Source organism: Actinomycetota bacterium (assembly GCA_030776625.1).
In the GTDB taxonomy this organism is placed as follows: domain Bacteria; phylum Actinomycetota; class CADDZG01; order CADDZG01; family WHSQ01; genus MB1-2.
Genome location: JALYHL010000001.1, coordinates 676,874 through 701,098, shown reverse-complemented (window position 1 = coordinate 701,098; position 24,225 = coordinate 676,874). Strand labels below are relative to the sequence as shown.

21 protein-coding genes are annotated in these 24,225 nt (G+C 66.9%); 8 read left to right on the top strand and 13 right to left on the bottom strand.

Annotated elements, in window-relative coordinates; genetic code table 11:
* Position 1: 1 nt before the first annotated feature.
* Positions 2 to 1,165: a hypothetical protein gene (locus M3N53_03415; GenBank protein ID MDP9067385.1), complete on the bottom strand. Its 1,164-nt coding sequence runs from the start codon at positions 1,163 to 1,165 to the stop codon at positions 2 to 4.
* A gap of 203 nt (positions 1,166 to 1,368) precedes the next feature.
* Here M3N53_03415 and M3N53_03410 point away from each other — a divergent pair, with 203 nt between their 5' ends.
* The 6 genes from M3N53_03410 to M3N53_03385 all read left to right on the top strand — a co-directional run bounded on the left by M3N53_03410 (position 1,369) and on the right by M3N53_03385 (position 7,292).
* A complete protein-coding gene (locus tag M3N53_03410) occupies positions 1,369 to 2,163 on the top strand; it encodes a response regulator transcription factor (protein MDP9067384.1) in 795 nt (264 codons plus the stop codon).
* A gap of 112 nt (positions 2,164 to 2,275) precedes the next feature.
* Complete coding sequence (locus M3N53_03405) at positions 2,276 to 4,543, top strand: LPXTG cell wall anchor domain-containing protein (protein ID MDP9067383.1); 2,268 nt, start codon at positions 2,276 to 2,278, stop codon at positions 4,541 to 4,543.
* A gap of 95 nt (positions 4,544 to 4,638) precedes the next feature.
* Positions 4,639 to 5,235, top strand: coding sequence for a hypothetical protein (locus tag M3N53_03400; GenBank protein ID MDP9067382.1), 597 nt, complete (start codon positions 4,639 to 4,641; stop codon positions 5,233 to 5,235).
* A gap of 178 nt (positions 5,236 to 5,413) precedes the next feature.
* Positions 5,414 to 6,157, top strand: coding sequence for a hypothetical protein (locus tag M3N53_03395; protein MDP9067381.1), 744 nt, complete (start codon positions 5,414 to 5,416; stop codon positions 6,155 to 6,157).
* Positions 6,158 to 6,210: 53 nt separating this feature from the next.
* The gene (locus M3N53_03390) at positions 6,211 to 6,759 is read left to right on the top strand and encodes a DUF488 domain-containing protein (protein ID MDP9067380.1); all 549 of its coding nucleotides are present in this window, start codon (positions 6,211 to 6,213) and stop codon (positions 6,757 to 6,759) included.
* A gap of 128 nt (positions 6,760 to 6,887) precedes the next feature.
* Positions 6,888 to 7,292: a response regulator transcription factor gene (locus M3N53_03385; protein ID MDP9067379.1), complete on the top strand. Its 405-nt coding sequence runs from the start codon at positions 6,888 to 6,890 to the stop codon at positions 7,290 to 7,292.
* Positions 7,293 to 7,368: 76 nt separating this feature from the next.
* Here the strand turns inward: M3N53_03385 and M3N53_03380 are convergent, their stop codons facing one another.
* The 9 genes from M3N53_03380 to M3N53_03340 all read right to left on the bottom strand — a co-directional run bounded on the left by M3N53_03380 (position 7,369) and on the right by M3N53_03340 (position 15,513).
* Positions 7,369 to 8,403, bottom strand: a complete 1,035-nt coding sequence (locus M3N53_03380; GenBank protein MDP9067378.1) for a 1-acyl-sn-glycerol-3-phosphate acyltransferase — start codon at positions 8,401 to 8,403, stop codon at positions 7,369 to 7,371.
* A gap of 36 nt (positions 8,404 to 8,439) precedes the next feature.
* Complete coding sequence (locus M3N53_03375; protein MDP9067377.1) at positions 8,440 to 9,282, bottom strand: patatin-like phospholipase family protein; 843 nt, start codon at positions 9,280 to 9,282, stop codon at positions 8,440 to 8,442.
* Complete coding sequence (locus tag M3N53_03370) at positions 9,279 to 10,199, bottom strand: DMT family transporter (protein ID MDP9067376.1); 921 nt, start codon at positions 10,197 to 10,199, stop codon at positions 9,279 to 9,281. Before M3N53_03370 ends, M3N53_03375 begins: the two co-directional genes overlap by 4 nt.
* Before the next feature lie 69 nt (positions 10,200 to 10,268).
* Entirely contained in the window at positions 10,269 to 11,240 is a 972-nt protein-coding gene (locus tag M3N53_03365) for an aldo/keto reductase (GenBank protein ID MDP9067375.1), read from the bottom strand.
* A gap of 25 nt (positions 11,241 to 11,265) precedes the next feature.
* Positions 11,266 to 11,469 carry a DUF2277 domain-containing protein gene (locus tag M3N53_03360; GenBank protein MDP9067374.1) on the bottom strand — a complete coding sequence of 68 codons (204 nt, stop codon included), beginning with the start codon at positions 11,467 to 11,469 and terminating at the stop codon, positions 11,266 to 11,268.
* A gap of 19 nt (positions 11,470 to 11,488) precedes the next feature.
* Positions 11,489 to 13,162, bottom strand: a complete 1,674-nt coding sequence (locus M3N53_03355) for a right-handed parallel beta-helix repeat-containing protein (GenBank protein ID MDP9067373.1) — start codon at positions 13,160 to 13,162, stop codon at positions 11,489 to 11,491.
* A 156-nt stretch (positions 13,163 to 13,318) separates the two neighbouring features.
* Positions 13,319 to 13,612 carry a hypothetical protein gene (locus M3N53_03350; protein ID MDP9067372.1) on the bottom strand — a complete coding sequence of 98 codons (294 nt, stop codon included), beginning with the start codon at positions 13,610 to 13,612 and terminating at the stop codon, positions 13,319 to 13,321.
* Positions 13,613 to 13,687: 75 nt separating this feature from the next.
* On the bottom strand, positions 13,688 to 14,353 hold the full coding sequence (locus tag M3N53_03345; GenBank protein MDP9067371.1) for a response regulator transcription factor: 666 nt from the start codon (positions 14,351 to 14,353) through the stop codon (positions 13,688 to 13,690).
* Complete coding sequence (locus tag M3N53_03340) at positions 14,350 to 15,513, bottom strand: sensor histidine kinase (protein MDP9067370.1); 1,164 nt, start codon at positions 15,511 to 15,513, stop codon at positions 14,350 to 14,352. The genes M3N53_03345 and M3N53_03340 overlap by 4 nt, the downstream gene beginning before the upstream one ends.
* A gap of 127 nt (positions 15,514 to 15,640) precedes the next feature.
* Between M3N53_03340 and M3N53_03335 the strand changes: the two genes are divergently transcribed.
* Complete coding sequence (locus tag M3N53_03335) at positions 15,641 to 17,332, top strand: GTPase domain-containing protein (protein MDP9067369.1); 1,692 nt, start codon at positions 15,641 to 15,643, stop codon at positions 17,330 to 17,332.
* Positions 17,329 to 18,918 carry a 50S ribosome-binding GTPase gene (locus M3N53_03330; protein ID MDP9067368.1) on the top strand — a complete coding sequence of 530 codons (1,590 nt, stop codon included), beginning with the start codon at positions 17,329 to 17,331 and terminating at the stop codon, positions 18,916 to 18,918. Before M3N53_03335 ends, M3N53_03330 begins: the two co-directional genes overlap by 4 nt.
* An 8-nt stretch (positions 18,919 to 18,926) precedes the next feature.
* Here the strand turns inward: M3N53_03330 and M3N53_03325 are convergent, their stop codons facing one another.
* The 3 genes from M3N53_03325 to M3N53_03315 all read right to left on the bottom strand — a co-directional run bounded on the left by M3N53_03325 (position 18,927) and on the right by M3N53_03315 (position 24,194).
* Positions 18,927 to 21,017: an ATP-dependent DNA helicase UvrD2 gene (locus M3N53_03325; GenBank protein ID MDP9067367.1), complete on the bottom strand. Its 2,091-nt coding sequence runs from the start codon at positions 21,015 to 21,017 to the stop codon at positions 18,927 to 18,929.
* 49 nt (positions 21,018 to 21,066) lie between these two features.
* The gene (locus M3N53_03320) at positions 21,067 to 22,335 is read right to left on the bottom strand and encodes an MFS transporter (GenBank protein ID MDP9067366.1); all 1,269 of its coding nucleotides are present in this window, start codon (positions 22,333 to 22,335) and stop codon (positions 21,067 to 21,069) included.
* Positions 22,336 to 22,466: 131 nt separating this feature from the next.
* Complete coding sequence (locus M3N53_03315; GenBank protein ID MDP9067365.1) at positions 22,467 to 24,194, bottom strand: CehA/McbA family metallohydrolase; 1,728 nt, start codon at positions 24,192 to 24,194, stop codon at positions 22,467 to 22,469.
* Positions 24,195 to 24,225: the final 31 nt, after the last annotated feature.

The following is a 24,225-nucleotide window of genomic DNA, read 5'->3' as shown; positions in this document are numbered from 1 at the left end:
GCTACGCCTTCGGCGGGGTGAAGCGAAGGATGTCGAGGCCCCGGTTGTAGTCGACGGTGTAGACGATCTCGTCGGTGATCCAGTAGGCGGCGCTCGCTTGCCCGGCGTAGGCCAAGAAGTAGCCAGCCTCTTTGATCTTTCCGCTTGAGGTCACCTCGAAGAACCGCGTTCCGTGGTCGTAGAAGCCGGCAGCGACGTAGCCGCCGTTTTTGAAGTCCGGGTGCTCCTCGATCCAGTGCGTGCTGCAGTTGCGCTGGGCGACGGTGTTGCCGTCGACGATGACCCCGTTCACCGGGCGGAACGTGTCGATCAGCTTGAATGTCTTGTCGGTCTTCCACCCTCTCGTATCCCAGGTCTGGAACGCCCCGGATCGATCGTTGCAGCGGCCGTTGAACGTGGTCTCCGAGGCCGACAAAAGGAAGCGATCCTTCATCGAGCGCGGCCACTTCGTCCCGTGCATGAATTCCTCGGTGCGCTCTGCTAGCGCGAGCACCTTCGGGTGCGCCGGGTCTTTGCGAGCATCGAGCAGCATCATCGGCTGCGTCGCGGTTACGACCAGTCCAGGCGCAACCTCCTCGACATCGTGACCGCCGCTGCCACCGGGCGTGCCGTCGCCCCATTGATCCTTCAGGAGCTTCGGCTTCGCAGGGTTTCGGAGATCGATGATGTTTCCATCCGAGCCATAGGCCCACTTGCAGTCGAGCACACACGAGAACGTGTGCTGCGCGGCCCCCGGGACCTTCGAGATGATCTTCGGGTTCGTCTTGTCCTCGACGTCGATGATGTAGACCGCGTTGGTGGGTGAGGAGGTCTGGAGGTTGCCGTCGTTCTGGCCACTTACTGTGTTCGGGACCACGAGGATGTCGCCGTTGCCGTCGAGGTCCTCGCGCGAGAACTGCCACTCCTGTGGCATCTGGACGAAGCCGACCATCACCGGATTCACCGGGTCGGAGACGTCGAAGACCATGACCTTGTTCTGGTCGTTCATATAGAAGTACTGGCCGATCAGGCGGCCGCCGACGCCGTTCAGGGCGATCGGGACGTGCTTGACGTGCTCGACGTTGTCGGTCGCGAGCCCGCCGGTGGTCGGCCCCCCCGACGCTTGGCCGGCAAGCGCGCTGAAGACCAGCACGAGCAAGGAGACGATCGAAAGCGGCTTACGCACGAGCCCTCCAGGATCCGGTTCCGGTATCGGACAATTCGGCGGTTATCCACCCAGTCCTGCCCCTCCCGATGGCCGCAGTGAGCGTGCACATACGCCGGTGGGGGGGTCCGCTCCCCCAAATGGGGGACTGTCGGCAGGAGAAGGAACCGATGCGCCGAAACTGGCCGTATCACCTACTTCCTGGAAAGAGGGTTGCTGCGGAGATGAGACAGAAGGTCCTTGTGGCCGACGACGACCTATGCCTGGTGAACGACGCCACCGAGGCGCTTCGGAGCGTCGGCTTCGCGGTGAGGCATGCCGCTGATGGGGAAGCAGCTCTGGCGGCCTTCGAAGACGAGAGTTTTGACGTCATCCTGCTCGATTCCGGCATCTCTCCGGTGGGCGGTCTGGAGGTTTGCCGTCAGATCCGGCGTGCGAGCGACGTTCCGATCGCGATCCTGAGCGATAACTACAACAGCCTCGACGTCGCCCTGAATCTAGAGGCCGGCGCCGACGACTACGTCCGCAAGCCGGTCGAGACGATCGAGCTGGTGGCGAGGATCCGAGCGCTGCTCCGCCGAGTAAGTCCCAGCAAGCGGGAAGATGTTCTCTGGGTCAATGGGATCGAGATCCACCCGAACGGCTTCAGGGTGTGCAAGAACGGCCACGAGGTCCCGCTGTCCTCTACCGAGTTCAAGATCCTCCTAGAGATGGCACGGCGGCCGGGGCACGTTTTCACGCGTGAGACTCTGCTCGACCTCGTATGGGGCTATGAGTACATCGGAGAGTCGCGCGTCGTGGATGTCGCCATAAAGCGTCTGCGTGACAAGATCGAAGAAGACCCGAAGTCTCCAACGCTTATCCGTACCGTGAGAGGCGTTGGATATCGACTGGAGAATGGCGCGACAGCAGCCGGTGCACCAGCCGGATCCAGTTCGAGCCGACACTCGCGGCCACTCTTGCTCGACCACCCGAGCGAGACATCCCCGCGGCTTCGCGAAACTGTCACGACACTGTAACCCCCCTGCAACACGCCCTGGGAAGAAATGGGGCAACGCGCCGCAGCGGAGTCGGCGCGACATCGCGGGCACTCACCCTTGTAGCGGGGTGCCGGAAGGGGGCGCATCTTCGATGAAACGGAACGAAGCTTCGTTGCAGCGGCAGCGGTCGCGACATCGCGGCTTGACTCTGACTGCGGCAGTGACGGCAGCACTGCTGATCGCTGCACCTGCCAGCGCATCATTGGGCACTCCGATCGAGACGACGATAACGAGCACCGGGACCGCGACGACAACGAGCCCGATCCAGCCCGCCGTGATAGCGACAACGACCGTGACCTCCGTCGATACCGGCGCTGTCGATCCAGTGACCGTGTCGGTCGCGCCGGTAACCGAGAACGTCGTGAACGTGGTTGCTCCCCCGTCGCAGCGGGGGCACGACGAGGACAAGGAGAAGACGTACGAGGCTAGGGCCGACGGATCCTCTGCTTCTGTCAAGGTTGCGGGTCGAGAGATCGTCACCGTTGGGCGAACGGAGGCCGGCGCCGGCGAGGAGGGGGCATCCGGAGATGCGACGGTCCTCTCGGTGCTTGGCCATGAGGTCATCGGGTCGGATTCCGAGGCTTCGGGTGAGAGCTCCAGCTCGTCCGTCACCGGTTACGCGCACGAAACGTGCACGTTCGGCGTCACGGGCGTCATCAATCCCGGTTCCATCTGTCTCGGGGTCCTGTACGGCTACTCGGAGAGCCGCGATGACGAGAACGGTTCTTCGAGCCGGTCGCACACCGCCGTCGCATCGGCCTGCGTCGGTGGCGATCAGAAGGACCCACACGAGAGATGTGATGACGATGCGATCGCCGATGTGGGCGTGGGCGAGAGCGACAGCTCCGCGAGCCACGACAAGCGAAGCGGCAGGTCGAAAGCGAGCCGCTCCTCCGGGATCGCCCGTGCATGTGTGGGCGGCCGCAACGACAACGGCAAGTGCAAGGTCGTAGGCGTAAATCTCTTGCAGAAGAGGGAATCGGTCAGCGGAGACGGTAAGAGCGAGGAGAGCTCCGATACCTCGGTTGACGTTCTGGGGGAACAGCGTGCGAAGGCCGACCCTCCCCAGGCGTTCCCGACCGGTTGCTCGACCGCGGAATCGGACACCTGCGCGGCAGCGAACGAGGGCTCGGTGTCGGCGAACGACAAGGAGCCGTCGGGAAACAGCAGTGAAGAGGGCACGACTATCGGAACCGGCTCCGCGTCCGCGAGCGCGCAAGGCGGTGTCGTCAGAGTCAACGTCATGGGCAACGAGGTCTTAAGGGCGGGAAGCTCGTCGGCCGAGACGAACGACGAAGGCGCCTCCAGCGACGCCACCGTCCTGTCGGTGCTCGGTCATGAAGTGATCGGGGCTAAAGCGAAGTCCAGGCGGAAGGGCAAGAGCCAGTCCGAGACGGGGTATGGCCGCGAGACCTGCGAGGTCACCGGCGGCGCTGTGTGCGTGACCCTTCTGTACGCCCGGGCGCAGTCGGAGAGCTCCGAGAGCTCCTCGACCGATGAGGATGGAACGCAGCGCCGCGAAGAAAAGCGCGAATCGCACAGCGATACGTACGGCGCATCGGTGTGCGTGGGTGGCGAGCAGCGCGATCCCAACGAGCCTTGCGATGGTGTCTTCGGGACGACCGTCGGTGAGAGCCACAGCGACGCGGCGCAGCGCACCTCGGGTGAGAGTGGAAGGGACGCAGACGGCAACGAGTACAGCAAGAGCGAGGGCGAGGCGAAATCGCGCAATGAGAATGACGGCGCCACCGTGTGCTTGGGCGGCGAGAACGATGACGGTGCTTGTAACGGAGTGGGTGTGAACGTCCTTCACTCGGAGAACGAGAGCTCCGCGACCTCCGACGGCCGTAGCTCGAACGAGGGCAGTGGTTATGTGCTGTGTGTCGAGACCGGTGGTGAGTGCGGTCTGACGGTCGATCAGCCGACGTCGATCCCGCCGGGTTGCGGCGCCGGCAACGCGCCTGCGTGCGTCCGTCTCAACGACAGCCAGTCGGGAGCCGGCGCCGGCGGCGGGGGTAGTGGCGGCACGACGGTTCTGGGTGTCGACATCCTGAGCGACGAGGATGGAAACGGGCAGGTCTCCGGCAGGGCAGGTGAATCCGGGAGCGGCGCCTCCGCTACCGGCGGCATCGTCCTCGGCAAGCGGGTGCCGAAGGAGGACCCAGCGACTCGCCCGCCGGCCGATCGACCAGGCCCGGGGCCGGGCGCAGGTCCCGAAGTCCTCGCGGCGCCGCAGCCCGAGAAGCTCCCGAACACGGGCGCCGAGGTGCTCTCGTACCTGCTTGCCGCAGTGGCCTTGATCGGAGCCGGAGCCGCACTGGCGCGGCGTCGGTCTGAGATGCTCTCGAGCGAGGCGTAGCAGCCACATCAGGAGAGACGTGAAGGAAGTAGGACGGGGCCAGCGGCCCCGTCCTACTCTTGTCTCGAGTCTTCGTCCCCCTGCCGAGTGACCCTATGAACATCCAGTTCGCATCTGAGGCGTGGCATCGCCTCAGCCACATGTCGCACCGCACGATCGCGATCGGAAGCGTCCTGCTTCTCGCGCTGGTCGTCGCGATCGTGCTGGCGGTCACTGCGAACGGCGAGGCCGATCGTCCGGCCGGGGAGCGACCCGCGTCGGAGCCCGAGCTGTCGATGCTCGAGAACGAGGACGGCTCGTACGAAGTCTCGTATCCGCCCGGTTGGTCGCCTCGCACGTCGGCGACACGCACGATCATCACGTCGCCCGACGGCGACGCGGTAGTAGGCGTGGGGCTCGGGACGGAGGGAAAGCTCCAAGACACAGCCCGGAACCTGCTCGCATCACTGCGAAGGTCCTACGATGGGCTCACTATCGATGCGCGCCGGTCGGAATCGTTCGGCGACAAGCGAGCTTTCCTCGTCTCCGGATCCGCAAAGAACCTCTCGGGCGTGGCGTTGAGGTGGCTCGCGGTCTCGCTAAGGGAAGGGGAGCGGAACTTCACCGTCACGATCTTCTCCGACGCCAACGCGCGCCCCGAACAGTTGATCCCCCCGCTCGAGTCGATCGTCTCTTCTATCCGCTCGATCTAGCCGCCCTTCCGGATAGTCTCGGAAGGAGGGGGTCTGGCTGTTGTTTCTTTCACCTGATCGGATGCTCGAGCGGAGCCGGGAAGCGGGAACGGCCGCCTCCGCACCAGGGCCAGCAGGATGGGACGTGCCGGGCGGAGAATCTCTCCTCAGGACATCGAGGGACAAGGAGGGTGGGCAGATGAAGCGCGTGCTGGCGGCCGCAGCGGCAGTGATCATCCTGGCAGCGAACCCCGCCGGCGGATCGCCGAAGACTCTCACCTTCTCTGGGCAGAACTGCACCGAGGCAGCTGCTTTCTTCCTACTGGACCCGGCCATCGTGCGGCCCTACGTTCCCGAAAGATTCACCATCGGACTCGTCAACGACACGCCACCGCTGGCGGAGCTCGTAGTGGCAACGACCTCGTGCGACGAAGTGGCGGTCGGCAAAGCCGCCGGAGCAACGTTCTTCAGCGAGGTCGGCATCTACATCGAGAACGTCGATGACAGCCCCGGGCACTGGCACTACTACGGGCTGTGGCAGGCGAGCACCCACAAACAGCTCAGCCGTTCCCTGAGCCGGCTGGGGATGACCGCACCATTGGTCGAGCGCGCCACTTTCACATCCGTGACGGGCAGGGCCGACGTTTCGGCCACGGTGCCGTGGAAGCGGGCGCCTTACTCCGTTCAACTTCTCAACCCCGCGCCCATAAGCCTCTTCGGGCTGCGCCCGAGCGTGTGGTGGTACTCGGCGGGGAAGGATCGCTACGTCCGCGTGATCTATGCGATCGAAAGTGAGGCTCTAACGACTTCCGGCACCGGGACGATCGAGAGCTCTGCGGACTCGCCTCTGGGCGAGATGCTCGGAACCGCGCGTCTCGCCGATGCCACGATGATCGAGCGCTACGCGACGGTTACCGGCATCGTTGAGCGCGTAAAACTCTGACATCGCCTATCTGGCGTTCGCTGCGTCAGCTTGCGAGCGAAGATCGGTGTGCCGTGGCGAAGCTCTTCACGGTTGGTCACGGCACCCGCACAACCGAAGAACTGATCGCGGTTCTCCAGGAAGCCGGCGTGGACGTCTTGGTCGATGTCCGTCGGTACCCCGGCTCTCGTCGCCATCCTCATTTCGCACGCGAGGCGCTCGAACACAGCTTACCCGTCGCCGGAATCAGCTACGACTGGAGGGGAGAGGCGCTAGGTGGGCGGCGCGACCCTGTCCCGGGAAGTCCCAACATCGCCTGGCGCGTCGACGCGTTTCGCGGATATGCGGATCACATGGCCTCGGCCGAGTTCCGCTCTGGGCTCCGTGAACTGGAGGATCGAGCCACCGCCGGCGTCCGCCAAGCCATCATGTGCGCGGAGACGGTCTGGTGGCGCTGCCATCGCAGGCTGATCGCGGACACCCTCGTTGCGCATGGGCACGAGGTGATCCACCTCGGCATGGGCCGCGACTCGGCTCACGAGCTCCACCAGGCGGCGCGGCGCGACGATCGCGGCGTGCTGATCTACGACATCGGCGTCACCGTCCCTCTTCTGGATCAGTAGCGTCGACAGCTAGGCGTTCCGCGCTCTGGGCTGGAGAGTGCTACCTGTAGAAATCCACATGCGCGGCGTCGTATTCAACATGGTCGATTTGCCCCATTTGCGGCATCGTCTTCCTTTGGGAGGGGGCGATGACCGCGGAGAACCTCAGTGTGATCGTGATCGACGACGACCAGGACGTCAGGCTGGTGATGAAGCTCGCGTTCGAGGTCGACGGACGATTCGATGTCATCGCGTTGGGTGAATCCGCCGATGACGCCGTCGCGCTGACGGCGGCGCACCAGCCAGATGCGATCGTCTTGGACGTCCGCATGCCCGACGTCGACGGACTCACCGTCCTGCCGTCGATCCGGCGCGAGGCCCCCGATGCAAAGGTCATGCTGTTTTCAGTTCTCGACGAGGAGCTGATGGGCCCGGAACTGCAAGCCGCGGGAGCCGATGACTATCTGCCCAAGGGCACCTCTCCCGCAGAAATCATCGATCGACTGGCAGACCTTTGCGTCGACCGCGGCGACGTCGATGGGCAGTCCGCCTGAAGCGGCGTGCTCCACCTACTGCGGTACGACTTCTACTGTGCGCCCCATAAAGAGGACATGGAGGGGACGCTGACGGTCAGGTGACCGACGCCGCCGAGCCCGGCACCGCTTCCGCCTTGTGCTCGTCGATCCAGGTGTCTATCTCTTCCCACCAGTAGTAGAGCCAGTCGATGATCTCGGTCTCCGTCTTCGGCACCTCTTCCGGTCCCATCCGCCAGTAGCGCGCGTCGACGGGTTCTGTCAGCGGGATGCGGCTCCATAAGTCCTTGAACGTGCCCACGTCTTCCAGCAGCGAGTGCGCCACGAAGACGACGTCCGCTTGCGGCGCGCTGGTGATCGCCGCGATCGGCCCGCGGTGGCGCGGGGGCAAGACATTGGTCAAGAGCTCGGCCTTCTCCGCGTGCTGCAGGAACCCCTTGTTCTTCAGGTAATCGATGGCGCGCAGACGCAGTCGCTGTGTGAAGTCGCGGCCCTCCGGAAACAGCACGAACGCGTCCTGGTCGCCGAGCCCCTCCGCCAGCTCGCCGATCGCCTGCACATAGCGGTCGCTGCTGTTCTTGTCGTGCGTGATGAAGCGATTGGGCAGACGGTTGCCCATCGTGTCGAACAGCGGATCCCACTGCAGTTTCGCCAGCATCACGATCCGCGGCCGCCGGTTGTAGGCGATCATCATCGTGCCGACCAGCAACAACGAGTTCCCCGGACCTGCGTGCCGGCAGAACACGAGGACCGGACCCGGCTGCGGCTGCGGTCGCTCCTCGATATTGATCCGCAGCCCGAACAGCTTGGAGACGGCTCGATAAAGCGCGAAGAGCCAGCGGGCCATGAAGACGTAGTGCCGCTCCTGCCACCGCTCCGAACGCAGCTGCGTACCGAAACCTGAGGCGATCCACAGCACGAACATCACGCCGAGGCCCAGTATCTCGAACATCACGTAGACCACGGCGAACGAGAGGAGCCGCGTCGTTCGCCAGTTCCCCGGCAGGAACAGGTCCGCGACGACCGCGATCAGGAGCAGCACCGGCGACACCGCCAGCAGCGCCAAGCAGATGACGACGACAAGTGGCGCGATGACGAGCCGTCGAACGATCCGCGGTGGCAGCCTGTCCACTCACCCTCCCCCTGAGGTTGACGAGAACCCTAGCGCTCAGCCGGAGAGCCCGGCCTCCTTTAGATATGACAGCGTCGCCTCATATGCCCGTTCGATCCGTTGCGGCACCGAGCGGAAGTTGCGGTATCTGAGCTGCGAGAGGCTGTCGTAGCGCTCCGGCTCTCGCTCGCCGGACGGGAGCACGTGAGCGATCACGCCCTCCGGTAGCGAAGCCATGTCCCTCGCGAAGCGGTGTCGCCGCGCTATCTCGAAAGACACCATCGCCACCTGCCACGGGTTGGTCGGCGCCGCGAGCGGGCGTTCGATGCGCCCGACGTGCAAGACGAAGATCTCGGTCGCGCCCAGTTCCACGGCGCGTCCGATCGGAAGGCTGTTCACGATGCCGCCGTCGATGTAGTGCTGCCCGTCGATCGCGACGGGCGGCAAGATCCCGGGAACCGCCGTCGACGCCAGGATCGGGTCGACGAGGGGGCCGGACGAGAACCAGTGCTCCGCGGCCTGCTCGATCCACGCCGCCACGCACTGGAACGGCACCTTCAGGTCTTCGAACCGCGGGGGGAGGACCTCTTCTATAAACGCTCGCAGTGGCTGGTTCGAGTGCAACGCGGTCCGAGTGCGGACAAGGTTCCGGGCGCCCTGGAACGGTGATCCGGAGAACACCGCGTTTTGGTTGAGCGTCGTCCACACCTCTTCCAGGCGATCGACCGTCTCGAGACTGGGCTCGGCCGCGATCGCGGCACCGTTCAGCGCCCCCACCGATGTGCCCACCACCAGCTCGGGCTCGATCTCGCTCTCCACCAGCCCGCGGAGCATCCCGACCTCGTAGGCCCCGAGGTGTCCGCCCCCGCCAAGGACGAACGCGAGCTTGGACGCGGTCATCGCTGCTGCACGCGGCTGGCGAGGAAGGCGCCGCCGATGACGAGCGCGGTCCCAAGGAGCGATATGGGCGAGATCGACTCGTTGCGGAAGAGCGCTCCCAGCGCGATCGCGATGACGGGCACGAAGTAGATGGTGACGGAGCCTCGGGCGGCGCCCACCCGCCCCACCAGCGTGGACATCCAAACGAAGGCGAGCCCGGTCCCCAGACAGCCGAGCGGGATCATGGCAGCGAAGCTCACCCAGTCGAAGTTCGAGCGCGTTGCGCCGTAGATGCCGGGGCCGATCGTGAGGACGAGCGACACGAGCTGCACGCGAAGGACCACCGGCAGCGGCCCGTAGCGTTGCTGCAGCGGAACCGCGATGTTGAGCGAGATCCCATAGAACAAGGTCGCCAGCACCACGAGCCCGGCCCCCAGCGCGGTGGCGCTGGATCCCTGCACCGCCGGCCAGCTCACCGCCACGACTCCGGCGAAGCCGACCAGCAGTCCGGCGACCGTCTTGGGCGGCGGAAGCCGGCGTAGGAGGAGAGCCGCGACGACCCCGGCGAAGATCGGGACCCCTCCGTTGATCATCCCGGCCAGCGAGGAGTCGATCCATTGCTGTGCGATCGGGAACAGCAGAAACGGGGCCGCCATCCACAAGACGCCGAGCAGAGCTATGGCGGCGAGGTCCTCGCGCTCGACCTTCGCCCGGGCCTTCGAGAAAAACGCGAGGGTGGCGGCGCCGAGGGCGATCCGCAAGAAAGTGATGAGGGTGGGGGCGAAGAACTCGAGCCCGACCTCGATCCAGACGAAGGACGAGCCCCAGGTGAGTGCGGTGCCGACCAGGAGTAACCAGTCGGTCGCGGAGAAGGCATCGAGGCTGAGTGCGGGAGCAGGCGTCGTCTGTTCCGCGACCTGCTCGTCCGATGTCACCATCGGGCGATTGTAGGAGGCCCTCCTTGTGCGGATCCTGCTGGGTCGCGCGGGTCCGTCATCAGCGATCCGTTACCAGGCGTAGTCCTCCGGCGCGGGCTTGTGTCCGGGCCAGATCTCGTCTAGTCGCGCCAGCTCGTCGGGACCGAGCTCCAGTTCCAGGGCCGCGAGCGATGTGTCGAGTTGCTCCATCGTGCGCGGCCCGACGATCGGAGAGGTCACGGCGGGCTGGTGCAACAGCCACGCGAGGGCGACGGTTGCAGGGTCCTGTTCGATCTCTGAGCAGTAGTCCTCGTAGGCCTGGATCTGGTCGCGACGTTCCTCCAGCGCGTCCCTCGCCCGTCCCGTCCGACGGCGTTTGCCCTCCTGCTCCTTGCGCAGGACACCTCCCAGCAAGCCACCATGCAGCGGGCTCCACGGGATCACGCCGACGCCGTAGTCCAGACAGGCGGGCAGCACCTCGAGCTCCACGGCCCGGGTCGCGAGGTTGTAGATCGATTGTTCGGACACGAGGCCCATGAAGTTGCGCCGCTCGGCCGCGGCTTGAGCCTTCGCTATGTGCCACCCGGCGAAGTTGCTGGAGCCGACGTAAAGCACCTTTCCCTGCTGGCGCAGGACCTCCATCGCCTCCCAGATCTCCTCCCACGGCGTGCTCCTGTCAACGTGGTGCATCTGGTACAGGTCGATGTGGTCCGTCTGCAGGCGCGCGAGCGATGCGTCGCACGCGTGTCGGATGTTGCGCGCGGACAAGAAGGTGTCGTTCGGCCACTCGCTCATCGAGCCGTAGAGCTTCGTGGCGATCACGGTCTTGTCGCGCCGGCCGCCGCCTTGGGCGAACCAACGGCCGATGATCTGCTCCGTCCAGCCCTCGCCCTTCCTCCACCCGTAGACGTTCGCGGTGTCGAAGAAGTTGATGCCCACCTCGAGCGCGCGATCCATGATCGCGTGCGAGTCCTCTTCGCTCGTCTGCGGTCCGAAGTTCATCGTGCCGAGGCACAGGCGCGACACGCTGAGGCCGCTACGGCCGAGGTGCTTGTAGTCCATCAGGTCCTGCGGAGGTGAAGCGGCTTCAGGCCTTCACCACCAGGCGGTCGAGCAGGTTCTTCGTCGCGAGCGCGACCTCCTCGACCGCTTGGTCGAAGACGTCGCTGTTGGCGCGCGACGGCGCCCGGTAGCCGCTCACCTTACGCACGTACTGCAATGCCGCGGCGCGGATCTCCTCGTTGGACGGTGGCTCTTGGGGGTCACGCAGCGTCTTGATGCTTCTGCACATGACGCGAACCTACCGGACGTTACTCCGGTTCTTCGGGCGTATCGAAGAACGGGCAGCCGGGCGGGTCGCGGAAGATCGGGTCGCGGCGGTCGTAGAGCGCGCAGCTCGCGATCCGCCCTGACTTGTACGGGTTGTTCGGGAGGCCGTACGACCCGCCGCTCTCGCAGTCCGGCAGCCCGAACGGATACATCGTGTTGGTGGTGATGCCCCGGTCCTTCGGACCCTTGTTCTTCTCCCAGCAGTTGCCCTCGCCCTGGTCGTCCCACCAGAAGTCGAGACCGTTCAGGTCGACCTTTCCGCTGGGCGCGATCCCGAGGGTGTTGCCCGAGTACTTGTTGAAGTGAGAGGTGTCGAAGCCGTTCTCGGGCTCGTTGCGCACGATCGCCGGAACGCTGATCAACATGAACCCGGCGCGCCAGTTGTCCCACACGTCGTTGTTCTCGAGCAGGTTCCAGTTCCCGCCGGCGATCACCATGCCTGCCCCCACAGGCGCCGGGATCACGGGACATACGGTGCCGGCCCATTTGGGCTTCCCGGGAGGCGGCTTGTAGCCCCGCTCGGCCGGCTTCTTGTCGCAGATGCCCGAGTGGACGTAGCGCTCGATGTAGTTCGAGTTGTTCGAATAGAAGCGGTTGCCGGTGACCCACGCGTGGTCCTGCGGGAGGCCGGGATGGTCCGGGTAGATCGAGTCGGTCACCATGCCCGTCTGGTTCGCGTAGAAGTCGCTGTCGTGGACGTACACAGAGTTGCCGGCGGTGCCGGAGTAACCAGCCGTATTGTGGTGAGCCTTGCAGTTGCGGATCTCGACCGACCATCTCTTGGTCTGGCCGTATCCGTCGTCGTCGTTCACGTTCGAGGCCGAGCCCGGGTAGATCGCGGAGTCGCCGTTGTTGTAGCCCTCACAGTTCTTGTAGAGCCCATGGTCGACCGCGAAGGTCAGGAACGCGTACTCGTCGTTCCAGCGACCGACCACCTCGTCGATGACGAAGCCGTCGGTCTCCAGGATGTAGACCGCGTTGAACTCGAACAGCTCGATCGTGAAGTTCTTGAGGTAGAGGCCATCGGCGCGATCGCCGCGGATCCCGTTGAGCTTCATCCAGTTGCCGTCCTTGGTGAAGCCCCCGGTGATGATGACGTCTTCCGCGTCGTCGCCGGTCCCCTCGATCTGGAGGTCGCAGACCGCAGCGTTGCACTCGCGCTTGTCGTCTCCGGGCTTGATGTCTCCGAAGATGCCGATCAGGTTCTGCGCGTGGGGGCACATGAGCTGCTGCTCGTAGCTGAGGATCGGCGCGCCCGACTCGCCGTCGTTCTGCGCCAGCTCTTTCGCGCACTTCGGCTGAGCCCGGTAAGGCGTCTCCCGATAAACGCCGGGAAGCATGTAGATGGTCGTGCGGCGCTCGGTTACGGCGTTCACAGCGTCCTGCAGGTTCTCGAACTCGCACTTCGCCGCGAGCTTGAGGTTGATCGTGCGCAGCTCGCGGTCGTCGATGTTCATGATCCGGTCGCGGCTATCCCGCGCGCACACGACCAGGTTTGGCTCCGCGATCATCGGCCGGTACGTCGGCACCTTCCCGGTGCCGTCGGGGAAGGCGGCGTCGCGCTCCGCATGCCCCAGAGCCACGCCAGAGCTCGCGATCAGTGAGAGCAGCAGCGCCAAGGCGAGGAACGTGGTGCGGCGGGTCGAGAGGTTCATCTGTCCCCCGGAGGTTGGGTCGGCTTGGTGTGCTTGCGTCGGTTATTCCCTAACCTTTCGCCCCTTACGCCCAGGACCCTCCCCCGCCGAGACAACACGCTCGTCCTGCGTGGGGCGGCCAAGCGGGGGCCCGTCCGAACGGACCCCCGCCCAAGTTCAAGACCGGCGCTTGCGCAGTATCTCGCGGCGCTCGTCGAGCTCTTGCTCGCTGATCTCGCCGCGCGCGTATCGCTCCGCCAGGACCGCCTCGCCCCTGCGCCATCCGCCCGAGCCGCAGCCACCGCGGCGCCGGATCAAAAAGATGATGCCGAAGAAGAACGCAAGCCACAGCAACGGGAAGATCGGCCACCACCCGCTGTGGTCGTGATGAAGGTGGTCCGCCAGGATCGGTGCCGCTGCGAGAAGCATCGCAACCCCTTTCGCTCCGCCGCCGGCCGCTCCGGCGGTCACGAACCGATCCTGAAGCCGGACCGGTTCGTGCGAATCCGCTGTGCGGAGGCACCTCGTCTACATCTTGCGGGGTAGTCAGCCGGCCCAGCCGGGACGCACGAGGCCGGACTCGTAAGCGAGAACGACCAGTTGCGCCCGATCGCGTGCGTGAAGCTTGATCATGGCGCGGCTCACGTGGGTCTTCACCGTTGCCGGGCTCAGCACCAGACGCTCGGCTATCTCGTCGTTCGACAGCCCTTCGCCGACCAAGCTCAGGACCTCTCGCTCGCGTGCGGTGAGCACCTCGAGCTGCCTCGCTGGTCCCGGATCTTTCGCTCGCGAGGCGAACTCGGCGATCAATCGCGCGGTGACGCTGGGAGACAGGAGCGCGTCTCCAGCCACCACCGCCCGGACCGCACGGATGAGATCGGCGGGCTCGGTGTCCTTGACCAGGAATCCACTGGCGCCGTTGCGGAGGGCCTCGAAGACGTACTCGTCCATCTCGAACGTCGTGAGGATCACGATCCTGACCTGGTCCAACCTCTCGGCAGACGCGATCCGTTTGGTCGCTTCGAGGCCGTCCATCCCCGGCATGCGAATGTCCATCAGCACGACGTCGGGAACCAGCCGCTTCGTAAGTCCCACGGCATCGGCCCCATCTCCCGCCTCACCCACGACCTCGATGTCGCCCTCGGACTCGAGTAGAGCCTTGAAGCCCGCTCGCACCAGCACTTGGTCGTCCGCCAGCAGGATGCGGATCATGTCTGTCGCTCTATCGGGAGCCGCGCCCATACATGGAATCCGCCGGAGGGCCGTGGCCCTGCCAAGAACTCTCCACCCAGTGCCAGCGTCCGCTCGCGCATGCCGGCTATGCCGTTCCCGGTGTCCTGGACGAGCGTCTGGATGGGCCCCCGGACCTTGTTTTCGACCTCCACGGTCAGGTGATCTTCGCCGTAGCCCAGCCTCACTCGAGCTGTAGACGTGCCGGCGTGCCGCGCCACGTTCGTCAACGCCTCCTGGACGATGCGGAAGGCGGCAAGGTCGACCTGCGCCGGCAGCGGGTGTGGCTTACCGTCTGTAGCGAGCGATACCTCGATCCCCGCCGCGTCCATGCTCGCGACAAGGGTGTCCAGACGGGCCAACGTCGGAGCGGGAGCGCGGGGAGCCCTCTCGTCGGCCCGCCTCAGCACGCCGAGTACGGATCGCACCTCCTGCAGCGCGCCGCGGCTTTCCTCCTTGATCGCCGCCAGCGCAGTGCGTGCCTGTTCCGGGTCCTTGTCCATCAGGTGGAGCGCCACTCCCGCCTGCACGTTGATCAACGAGATGTTGTGCGCAAGCACATCGTGCAGTTCACGGGCGATGCGGACGCGCTCTTCCGATGCCCTCCTCTGCTCCTGCTCGCGCCGCCGCTGCCGCGCCTCGCTCGCCTGTTGGCGGCGGGACCTCAACACCTCTGCTGCTGCGGCGATCGCGATGAGCCACGCGGGGATACCGAAGATGTCACCGGTTTCAGGAGCGTCGGGGCGCCCCAGCAGGTACGGCCCCCACAGGAATCCGACGTAGATCGTCACCGCGGCGACGGCTGCGGTGGCCCGATGGCCCTTCGCGATGCAGGTGAAGTAGGCGATCGCCACGGCTACGAAGACGGGCCCGTCGGGGAGGCCGAGTAGCCGGTATAGCAGCGTGATCGCGGCGGTGAACCACAGCACGGCCACCGGGTGGCGCCGTCGCCACAGCAGTGCCGCGGGTCCGGCCACCAGCAGCGCCACACCGAACGCCCCGAGTCGAGGTTCGCCCGGCTGATGATGTGCGGCGAAGCTCGTACCGGCGACCTGGAACGCCGCGAGTCCGAGCACCATCGCCACGCGCGCCGGCCGGAAAGGTGGTCGCGGCGGCGGCTCGCGGTCCGGACCGCAGGTCATCGACCCAGCCTAGGCGAGCACCGGGACGCGGTCGTCGTATCACGGAAGCAGCGACGACTACTCCGCGTGGAGTAGATGGAGGACAACCGCCGGCTCCGCGGGCAACCAGGTGGGGTAGGAACCGGAGATGGACAGTGCCCACCTCCACGACGCCGTGTCGGCTCTCGGCTCAGAGCTTCGCCGGGCGCTTTTCCCGCTGGGCATCGACGGAGCGGCGGAGGCCGGCGCGATCCGGGACGAGCTCGTGGGACAGATCGAGGACTACCTGTTGCCCCGGCTGTTGCAGATCGACGCGCCGCTGCTGGCGGTGGCGGGCGGTTCGACGGGGGCCGGGAAGTCCACGCTGGTCAACAGCCTCGTGGGGCGGGTGGTCTCGGCGGCGGGCGTGCTGCGGCCCACGACCACGACGCCGGTGCTGGTTGCCCACCCCGACGACATCTCGTGGTTCGAGGGGGAACGGATCCTGCCGGGCCTTCCCCGTGCCACCGGCGTGCCCGCTGCGGGCTCACGCTCGCTGCATCTCGTGGCCGATGCCGACGTCCCTAGAGGGATCGCGCTGCTGGACGCGCCCGACGTTGATTCGGTCGTCCAGGCGAACCGGGAGCTCGCGACGCAACTGCTGGCCGCTGCGGACCTCTGGATGTTCGTGACGACCGCGGCCCGCTATGCGGATGCCGTTCCGTGGGACTTCCTTCGGAGAGCGCGCGCCCGCAGCACCGCGCTCGCGCTCGTCTTGAACCGGGTGCCCGTGGAGGCGCTGGAGGAGGTCCCGAACCACCTGCGCGAGATGCTGCGGCGAGAGGGGTTGGAGGACGCGCCGGTCCTGACGGTTCCAGAGGCGCCGCTCGAGGGTGAGCTGATCCCGGGCGCTCAGCTCGAGCCGGTGGTGACGTGGCTGCAAGACCTCGCCTCCGATGCGAACGCTCGGGCGGAGGTGGTGCGGAGGACGCTGGCCGGGGCGCTGTCTTCGCTCCCGGCGCGCGTCGAGGTTGTAGTCGTTCAGCTCGAGGCGCAGAGCGACGCCGCGGACGCGCTGGCTTCGGAGGCGTCGCGCGCGTACGACGTTGCACTCGAAGAGGTCGAGCACGCGCTGAGCGGCGGCGCGTTGCTTCGCTCTGAGGTGCTTGCGCGGTGGCACGAGTTCGTCGGGACCGGTGACGTCATGCGCTCGCTGCAGAGTGGGATCGGTCGCTTCCGCGACCGCCTCAACGAGTTGATCCTGGGACAGCCGCCGGTCGAGAAGGAGGTTCGAACGGAGGTGCAGCGCAGCATCGAAACCGTCGTCGTGGCAGCCGCCGACAAGGCGGTGGAGCACACGCTGTCGGCATGGCGCGCAACGCCGCCGGCGCGGTCGCTGGTGCAGGACCCAGACGTCCCACGCCGGTCGTCGGCGCAGCTCGCGGGCGCCATCGAATCTGAGGTGCGGGCGTGGCAGGGGCGGGTGCTGGAGCTCGTCAAAGCCCAGGGCGCGGGAAAACGCGCCGCGGGACGCGCGGTGTCCTTCGGGGTGAACGCGGTGGGAGCGGCGCTGATGATCGCGGTGTTCGCGCAGACCGGTGGGCTGACGGGGGGCGAGGTCGCGATCGCGGGAGGTACCGCAGCGCTCAGCCAGCGCCTGTTGGAGGCGTTGTTCGGCGACGAGGCCGTCCGGATGCTGACGAACGAGGCGCGCAGCGACCTGTTGTCGCGGCTTCGCCATCTGCTGGAGGCCGAGGCCGTCCGTTTCGAGGCCGCGGCGCGCCGAGATGCCCCGGCCCCCGAACAGGTAGCAGCCCTCAGGACGAGCCTTGCCGCGGTCGAGGAGGCGCGGCTCTCGTGAAGACGCTGCTGTCCCGGGGACGGGGTGCGAACCTGGAGGACCGGCTCGAGGCGCTGCGCGTGGTCGTCGAGACCGGCCGCGACCGGCTCGATCCCGCGGACGTCGACTCGGCCCGGACGCTTCTGGATCGCGCCGCGGAACGCATCGGGATCGGGGCGGAGCACACCGTCGTGGCGCTGGCGGGGGCGACGGGGAGCGGCAAGTCGTCTCTGTTCAACGCGCTCAGCGGGAGCGACCTGTCGCAGGTAGGCGTGCTGCGACCGACGACCGGAACTGCGCACGCGACGGTGTGGGGCGAAGGTGACCCCGGACGACTGCTGGACTGGCTCGGCGTCCCGCGCCGCCACCACCAGCGCAGCGCGGAGCTCGACGGTCTCGTGCTGCTGGACCTCCCGGACCACGACTCGACCCAGGTCGAGCACCGCCTCGAGGTCGACCGCCTGGCGCAACTCGTCGACGTGTTCGTGTGGGTGCTCGATCCACAGAAGTATGCAGACGCAGCGATCCACGACGGCTATCTCCGGCCGCTCGCCACGCACGCCGCGGTCACGCTCGTGGTGCTGAACCAGATCGATCGATTGACGGAGTCGGAGCGTCGCCGTTGCGTCGGCGACGCCACGCGGCTGATCGAGGCGGACGGTCTGCGCGACGTGCGGGTGCTCTCCACCTCGGCACGAACCGGTGAAGGCGTGGCCGAGCTACGGGAAGCCATCGTGGCGCGCGTGAGAGAAGAGCGGGCGGCGTTAGAGCGTCTGAGCGCGGACCTGGACGGCCTCGTCGTGCGACTGTCACGCTACTGCGGGCCGCGGGCAACGCCGCTCGCCGGCTCTCACCGCGACGGCTTGACGCGCGCTCTCGCCGCGGCGGCCGGGGTGGAAGTCGTGACGGACGCGGTCGCGCGGGCGCACCGGCGGGACGCGGCGTTGACGATGGGGTGGCCCTTCACGCGCTGGCTGCGGCGGTTCCGGCCCGACCCTCTCGGTCGGTTGCATCTGCGACGAGATTCCGGCGGGGGACGTACCTCGTTGCCGGCGGCCACGCCGTTGCAACGCGCCCAGGCAGAAAGCGCGGTCCGCGCGGTCGCGGCGGAGGCGTCTTCGGGTCTTCCACAACCCTGGCCCGAGCTTGTGCGCGAGCGGGCGGCAGGATCCATCGACGCGCTCCTCGAGGATCTCGACCGCGCGATCTCGGCGGCCGACCTGGGAGACGAGCGCCGGCCCGCGTGGTGGAGCGCCGTCGGCGCTCTGCAGGTCTTGCTCACGACCGTCGCTCTTATCGGCTTTGCCTGGCTGACCATGTTGTTCGTACTGGAATGGTTCCAGATACCCCGGCCCCCGACGCCGGAGGTCGAGGAGGTCCCCTGGCCGACGCTGTTGTTGTTCGGGGGCCTGCTGGCGGGGTTCCTCGTCAGCGTGATCTTCGGCCAGTTCGCGCGGGTCGGCGCGGCGCGGCGGCGACGGCGGGCGGACAAGCAACTGCGACAGGAGGTCGGCCGGGTAGCGCGCGCACGGGTGATCGATCCCGTGGAGCTGGAGCTGGCGGCGTACTCGTCCTTGTGTGATGCCCTCGGCCGCATGAGACGCTGAGCACGTCTCTACCCGTCGTGGGTGTGGACGGAGCTCACCACCTCGATCACCTGCGGGCCGTAGCGCTCTAGCTTCGCGGGACCGATCCCGGGAACCGCGTCGAGCTGGTCCACCGAGTGCGGGCGCAGCCGGGCGAGCTCGTCCAGAGTGGTGTCGTGGAAGATGACGAAGGCGGGCACGCCGTCGGCCTTCGCCCGCTCGCGTCGCCACTTCTTCAGCGCCTCCAGCAACGCCTCGTCTTGGTCGCTCTCCGGCGGCCCCAGCGGCAGCTTGCGGTCACCGGCGGCCACGACCTCACCGAACGGGATGGTGAGCAAGCTCCCGCCGCTCATCTCGATCAGAGCGCGGTCCTCCTCCACCTCCACGATCGTGCCGGAGTAGCCGCCGGAGACGGCGACCTCCAGGCCCACCTCCGCCGCGATCGTCTCCGCCGGCGGGACGACCTTGCCGCCGCTGCGCGACGCGCGGCCTCGATCCATCAGCTCGGCGAGGAACGAGCTTCCTTTGCGACGGCCGTCGTTCACCCACGTCGCCGCGAGGTGCGTCTTCGCCCGCGTGAGCCCGACGTAGAAAAGACGTCTCTCCTCCGCGATGGCGTCGTCGGTGCGCGCCCTTTTGAACGGCAGCTCGCCCTCTTCGATGCGCGGCAGGAAGACCGCTTCGTACTCGAGTCCCTTGGCGCGGTGATACGTCAGTAGGTTGACGCCGCGGCCCTGTCCGGCCCCGGCGAACCGCTGCTCGACGTCCGCCACGAACTCCGTGGCGCTGCGGACCCCGTCGTCGAACTCTTCCGCCAGGCGCACGAGACGCGCGAGGTCGTTCTGGCGCGTCAGCTCTTGGGCGCCGAGATCGTCTCCCGGCTCGTCGACGTAGCCAGCGCGCCGGGCGATCTTGAGCACCTCTGCCGCGACGTCGGTCGATCGGGAGCGTTTGAGGGCGGCGAGCATCTGGCGGGCACTGGTCCGGGACAGGAAGGCGCCGTCGGTGACCTGGTAGGGGATCCCGGCGGCCGCCAGCGCCTCCTCGTGATCCTCCGAGCGGAAGTTCGCCCGGTACAGGATCGCGATGTCTTCCAGAGCGAGGCCCTCGTCATGCAGTTGCTGTATCCGCTCGACGATGAAACGCAGCTCGGCGTGGGGGTCACCGAACCGTCGAAGCGCGGGCTCCGGGCCCGCGGGTCGCACGGCTTGAAGCACCTTCTCGGCGCCGCCGAGCTTGGGCACCAGCCGGTTGGCCATCTCGAGCACCTGCGGCGTGGAGCGATAGTTCGTCTCCAGCCGGACGACGGTGGTGTTCACGAAACGCTTCGGCATCTCCAGCAGGTAGTCCGCGGTCGCGCCGGTGAACCCGTAGATCGACTGGTAGTCGTCACCCACCACGCACAGGTTGTCCCCGTCGCCGACCCAGTGGCGCAGCAGCGTCTCCTGCAGGAGGTTGACGTCCTGGTACTCGTCGACTGTGAACGCGCGGTACTTCGCCGCGAATTGCTCGCGCACCCACGAGTCCCTCTGGAACATCTGGATCGTGAGCTCGAGCAGGTCTTCGAAGTCGATCAGGTTGCGCTCGCGCTTGCCGCCCTCGTAGCGCTTGTAGACGGACGCCATGAGGTCGACGGGTATCGGCGGCTCGTGGGCGCCCAGCGACGTCGGGTAGGCGTTGACACCGATGCGGCGGTTCTTCGCCCACTCGATCTCGGTCGCCAGGTCTGCGGCGGGTCGGAAGCGGTACGGCTTGGGGAGCGTGTTCGCGATCTGGCGCAACGCGATCCCCTTCGACGGAAGGATCTGTGGCGGTGTGTCGCTGGAGAAATAACGCAGCTGCGCGAGTGCCGCGGCGTGGAAGGTGCGCGCTCGCACGCCGTCCGCTCCGAGTCTCTGCAGTCGCTCCCGCATCTCACCCGCGGCGCGATCGGTGAAGGTCACGGCCAGGATCGCGCCGGGCGCGAACGCGCCGGTGGCGACCTGGTTCGCTATCCGTCTGGTGATCGTGGTGGTCTTGCCGGACCCGGCCCCCGCGAGGATGCACAGCGGCCCGGTCACCGCACCGACGGCACGTGCTTGCTCGTCGTTCAGCCCCTCGAATATGTGCGCCGTCTTCACTCGTCTCACCCTACGCGGGCGCTGCGACAGGCTGCGGGCGGCTGGGAGATCAGCCTGCTTGCAGGACGGGCTCCTCGCCCTCCGATGTCTCCGCGTCGCCCGTCGCGCCGTGCCCCTCCAGCCAGGGCAGGCGCCGCAAGCCGTAGATACAGGCGCAGATCGATGCGGACGCTCCCAGCGCCAGCGCGGCGCGAGGGCTGAAGGTCTCGGCCACGAACCCGATGATCGGCGCGCCGATCGGTGTCGAGCCCAGGAACAGCACGAAGTACAGCGCCATCACGCGGCCGCGCATCGCGTCGGAAGAGCTCAGCTGCAGGGTGGAGTTCATCGTCGCGATGAACCACATCGAAGCGGCTCCCAGCGGGATCATCAGGGGCATCGCGACCACGAGGTTCGGCGCCAGCGACAGCAACAACGACATCGAGCCCAGCGCGAAGCCCGCACCGACCAGCACCCCTCGAGAGGAGCGGCCGAAGGTCGCCGAGGTGAGTGATCCCGTGAACATCCCGATGCCCAAGATCGCCCCCATGAGCCCGAAGGTCTTGGCGTCCCCGCCGAAGGTGTGTTTGGCGAGCAGGGGCAAGACGACCTGGAAGTTGTACTGGAGCGTCCCGATCACCGCCATCATGATCAGCAGCGGCTTGAGCACGGGGTGGTGCGCGACGTAGCGCAGCCCCTCTCGCAATTGGCCCTTGCTCTGCTCGACGATCGCCGTCGGGTCGAGCTCCTGCTTGTTCATCGAGAGCAACGCGAGCGTGACGGGCACCACCGAGAGCGCGTTCAGCAGGAAGCACTCGCCGATGCCGACGCCGGCGATCAAGAACCCGGCCAGCGCGGGGCCCATGACGCGAGCCGTGGTGAAGGTCGCGGTGTTGAGGCTGACCGCGTTGGCGAGCCGGTCGCGGCCGACCATCTCCATCGTGAAGGTCTGGCGCGCGGGGTTGTCGAGCGCCGTCACGAGTCCGAGCAACAGGGCGATCAGAACCACGAACCAGAGGCTGACCGCGCCCGCCACGGTGACGACGCCGAGGACCAGCGACAGGAGGCCGCTGGTCACGTTCGTGAAGATCAGCAGTCGACGCTTCTCGAAGCGGTCGACGATCACCCCTGCCCAGGCGCCGAACAGGAGCACCGGCAGCCACTGCAGCGCGGTGACGAGCCCGAGCCCGAGCGCGCTGTCCGTGATCTGGAGCACGAGCCACGCTTGTGCCACCCACTGCACCCACGTCCCGGTCCACGAGACGACTTGACCCGCGAAGAACTTCCGGTAGTTCGGGACGCGCAGCGACGCGAACGTGCGATCGAGCGCGGTTGCCACCGGGCGAGCTACCTCCGAAAGAAGCGACGTCTCCGATGCTCGGAGAGCGGGGCCTCCCATTCTGAACGCTGCGAGCGCGACCCGATGACGCTGCGGACAGTTGCTCCCGCGGCGGGTGCGTGCGGGTTCTGCTAAAGCGAGAGGAGACTCAGTCCGTCAGCGACGGTGGCGCGGGGGCGGAGCGTGATCGGGTTCGTCAGCGCCTCGAACGCGGACCCGCGCTGGAGCTGGAGGCGATAGTTGCCGGGCTCCGCGGCGTCGAACTCGAACGTGAACTCGTTGCTCGTCACCGGGACGCTCCGGTAGACGCCGCCGTCTTTGAAGACCAGCAACGTGCGCGGCTCGGGCGAGGGCGCGGCCCCCAGAACGGTGGCCTTGAAATGCGCGGATCCCACCGGCAGAACGTCGCCCATGATCGCCTGCGGCCTTCCCTTGCCCTTCCCGTTGCCGGGTCCCTCCAAGGCGCGCGCCTCGAAGCGGAGGTCGGGGCCGTCCGGCGAGAAGAACTTCACGTACGCGTGGCCGGCCTCGACGGCTTCCTGGATCCCGTGTTCCGACAGCTCCTCCGCGTACACGACCGTCGTGGCCTCGCCGATCGGTGACTGCGTCGTCCCGTTGCCACCGCCGGCGTGGTGCGAGTCGCTAGAGCCGACCGCGGTGATCCGGTGGCCCTCGGCGCGCAGCTCGTCCCACCACTGGATCGCCAGCGGCGTGAACGGGTTCGGGCCGAACTCGTGACCGTGCGGCTGCGACGTACCCGAGGGACCCGTCTGGACCTCGAAGGCGTCGACCTTGTCCCACTGCGTCTCTTGGTCGGAGTACTCCCACGAGCAACCGCGACACAGGTTGCCGAAGCCCGGGACGAGCGCCGGGAAGATCGTGGGGTGGTTCACCTGCGTGAAGCCGCCGCCCGCGTGGATGTCATCGAAGATGCGGCTCGCGGGTTGCGCCTTGCGCACCTCTCTCAGCGCCCCGTCGCGCCACTCGTAGATCGGCCCGGTCCGGTAGTCGACGTAGGTCGCACTCGCGTGGTTGTTGATGTGGCCGCGATAGGTGATGACCTCGGCGCTTCTCATGATGACGTTGTTCGGGTAGTCGGACTGGAACCGGCCGATCTCGTCCCAGTGCCGATCGGTGACGTAGTCAGAGAGCGTGATGAAGTCCAAGCCCGCGTCTTTGAAGGCATACCTGAAGGTCTCCGCCATCGAGGCGTCCTTGGGAGACGAGTGCTCCGCGTGGACGTGGAAGTCGCCCTTGTACCAACCGGCCTCGGTCCGCGCCGGCGTGGTGTCGTAGGCGGTCGGCGACCACGGCTGATCCGTGTCGGCCGGGTCGGAGCCCGTGAAGACCTCTACTCGCCACGAGACGCCGTCGGGATCGCCCTCGAGGGGACCGGCGACCGCCGCGACGCCGATCTCGGCCGCCCATTCGCCCGGCGGGATCGCGCCCGGCTTGAAGCCGACGGTGGCTTGCTCGGGCGTGATCAGAACGCTGGGGCGGCTAGAGCCTCCCCAGCCGCGGAACTCGTCCTCGTCGAAGAAGCCGTCCGCGCCCCTGGCCTGGTAGACGCCGAGGTCCAGGGTGTGCTTGAGCTGAGACGAGGTCGGCGACTGCGGCTGGTCGTAGCAGATCTTGACGCCGACGCGGGTCGCGCCGTCGGGGACCCGGAACGGGACCAGCACGTAGGAGCCCTCTTGGTCCTCGGTGAAGGTCCCCGTGAAAGAGGCCTTCTCGGGACCGAGCGCCTCCTCGGGACAGGCCGCCGGTGCCGCCGCGTTCGCGGTGGCCGGCGCGGCCGTCAGGATCAAGAGGAGCGGGGCGAGGGCGCGCAGATATCGCATGTACGCACGGTTCTCCACCCCGGAAGCTTCTCCTCTGGAACGGTTCTTG

Excerpts from the sequence above, each read along its gene's own strand:
- M3N53_03410 (MDP9067384.1), top strand. The coding sequence starts at position 1,369 with ATGAGACAGAAGGTCCTTGTGGCCGACGACGACCTATGCCTGGTGAAC.
- M3N53_03405 (MDP9067383.1), top strand. The coding sequence starts at position 2,276 with ATGAAACGGAACGAAGCTTCGTTGCAGCGGCAGCGGTCGCGACATCGC.
- M3N53_03400 (MDP9067382.1), top strand. The coding sequence starts at position 4,639 with ATGAACATCCAGTTCGCATCTGAGGCGTGGCATCGCCTCAGCCACATG.
- M3N53_03395 (MDP9067381.1), top strand. The coding sequence starts at position 5,414 with ATGAAGCGCGTGCTGGCGGCCGCAGCGGCAGTGATCATCCTGGCAGCG.
- M3N53_03385 (MDP9067379.1), top strand. The coding sequence starts at position 6,888 with ATGACCGCGGAGAACCTCAGTGTGATCGTGATCGACGACGACCAGGAC.
- M3N53_03375 (MDP9067377.1), bottom strand. The coding sequence starts at position 9,282 with ATGACCGCGTCCAAGCTCGCGTTCGTCCTTGGCGGGGGCGGACACCTC.
- M3N53_03370 (MDP9067376.1), bottom strand. The coding sequence starts at position 10,199 with ATGGTGACATCGGACGAGCAGGTCGCGGAACAGACGACGCCTGCTCCC.
- M3N53_03365 (MDP9067375.1), bottom strand. The coding sequence starts at position 11,240 with ATGGACTACAAGCACCTCGGCCGTAGCGGCCTCAGCGTGTCGCGCCTG.
- M3N53_03360 (MDP9067374.1), bottom strand. The coding sequence starts at position 11,469 with ATGTGCAGAAGCATCAAGACGCTGCGTGACCCCCAAGAGCCACCGTCC.
- M3N53_03355 (MDP9067373.1), bottom strand. The coding sequence starts at position 13,162 with ATGAACCTCTCGACCCGCCGCACCACGTTCCTCGCCTTGGCGCTGCTG.
- M3N53_03345 (MDP9067371.1), bottom strand. The coding sequence starts at position 14,353 with ATGATCCGCATCCTGCTGGCGGACGACCAAGTGCTGGTGCGAGCGGGC.
- M3N53_03340 (MDP9067370.1), bottom strand. The coding sequence starts at position 15,513 with ATGACCTGCGGTCCGGACCGCGAGCCGCCGCCGCGACCACCTTTCCGG.
- M3N53_03335 (MDP9067369.1), top strand. The coding sequence starts at position 15,641 with ATGGACAGTGCCCACCTCCACGACGCCGTGTCGGCTCTCGGCTCAGAG.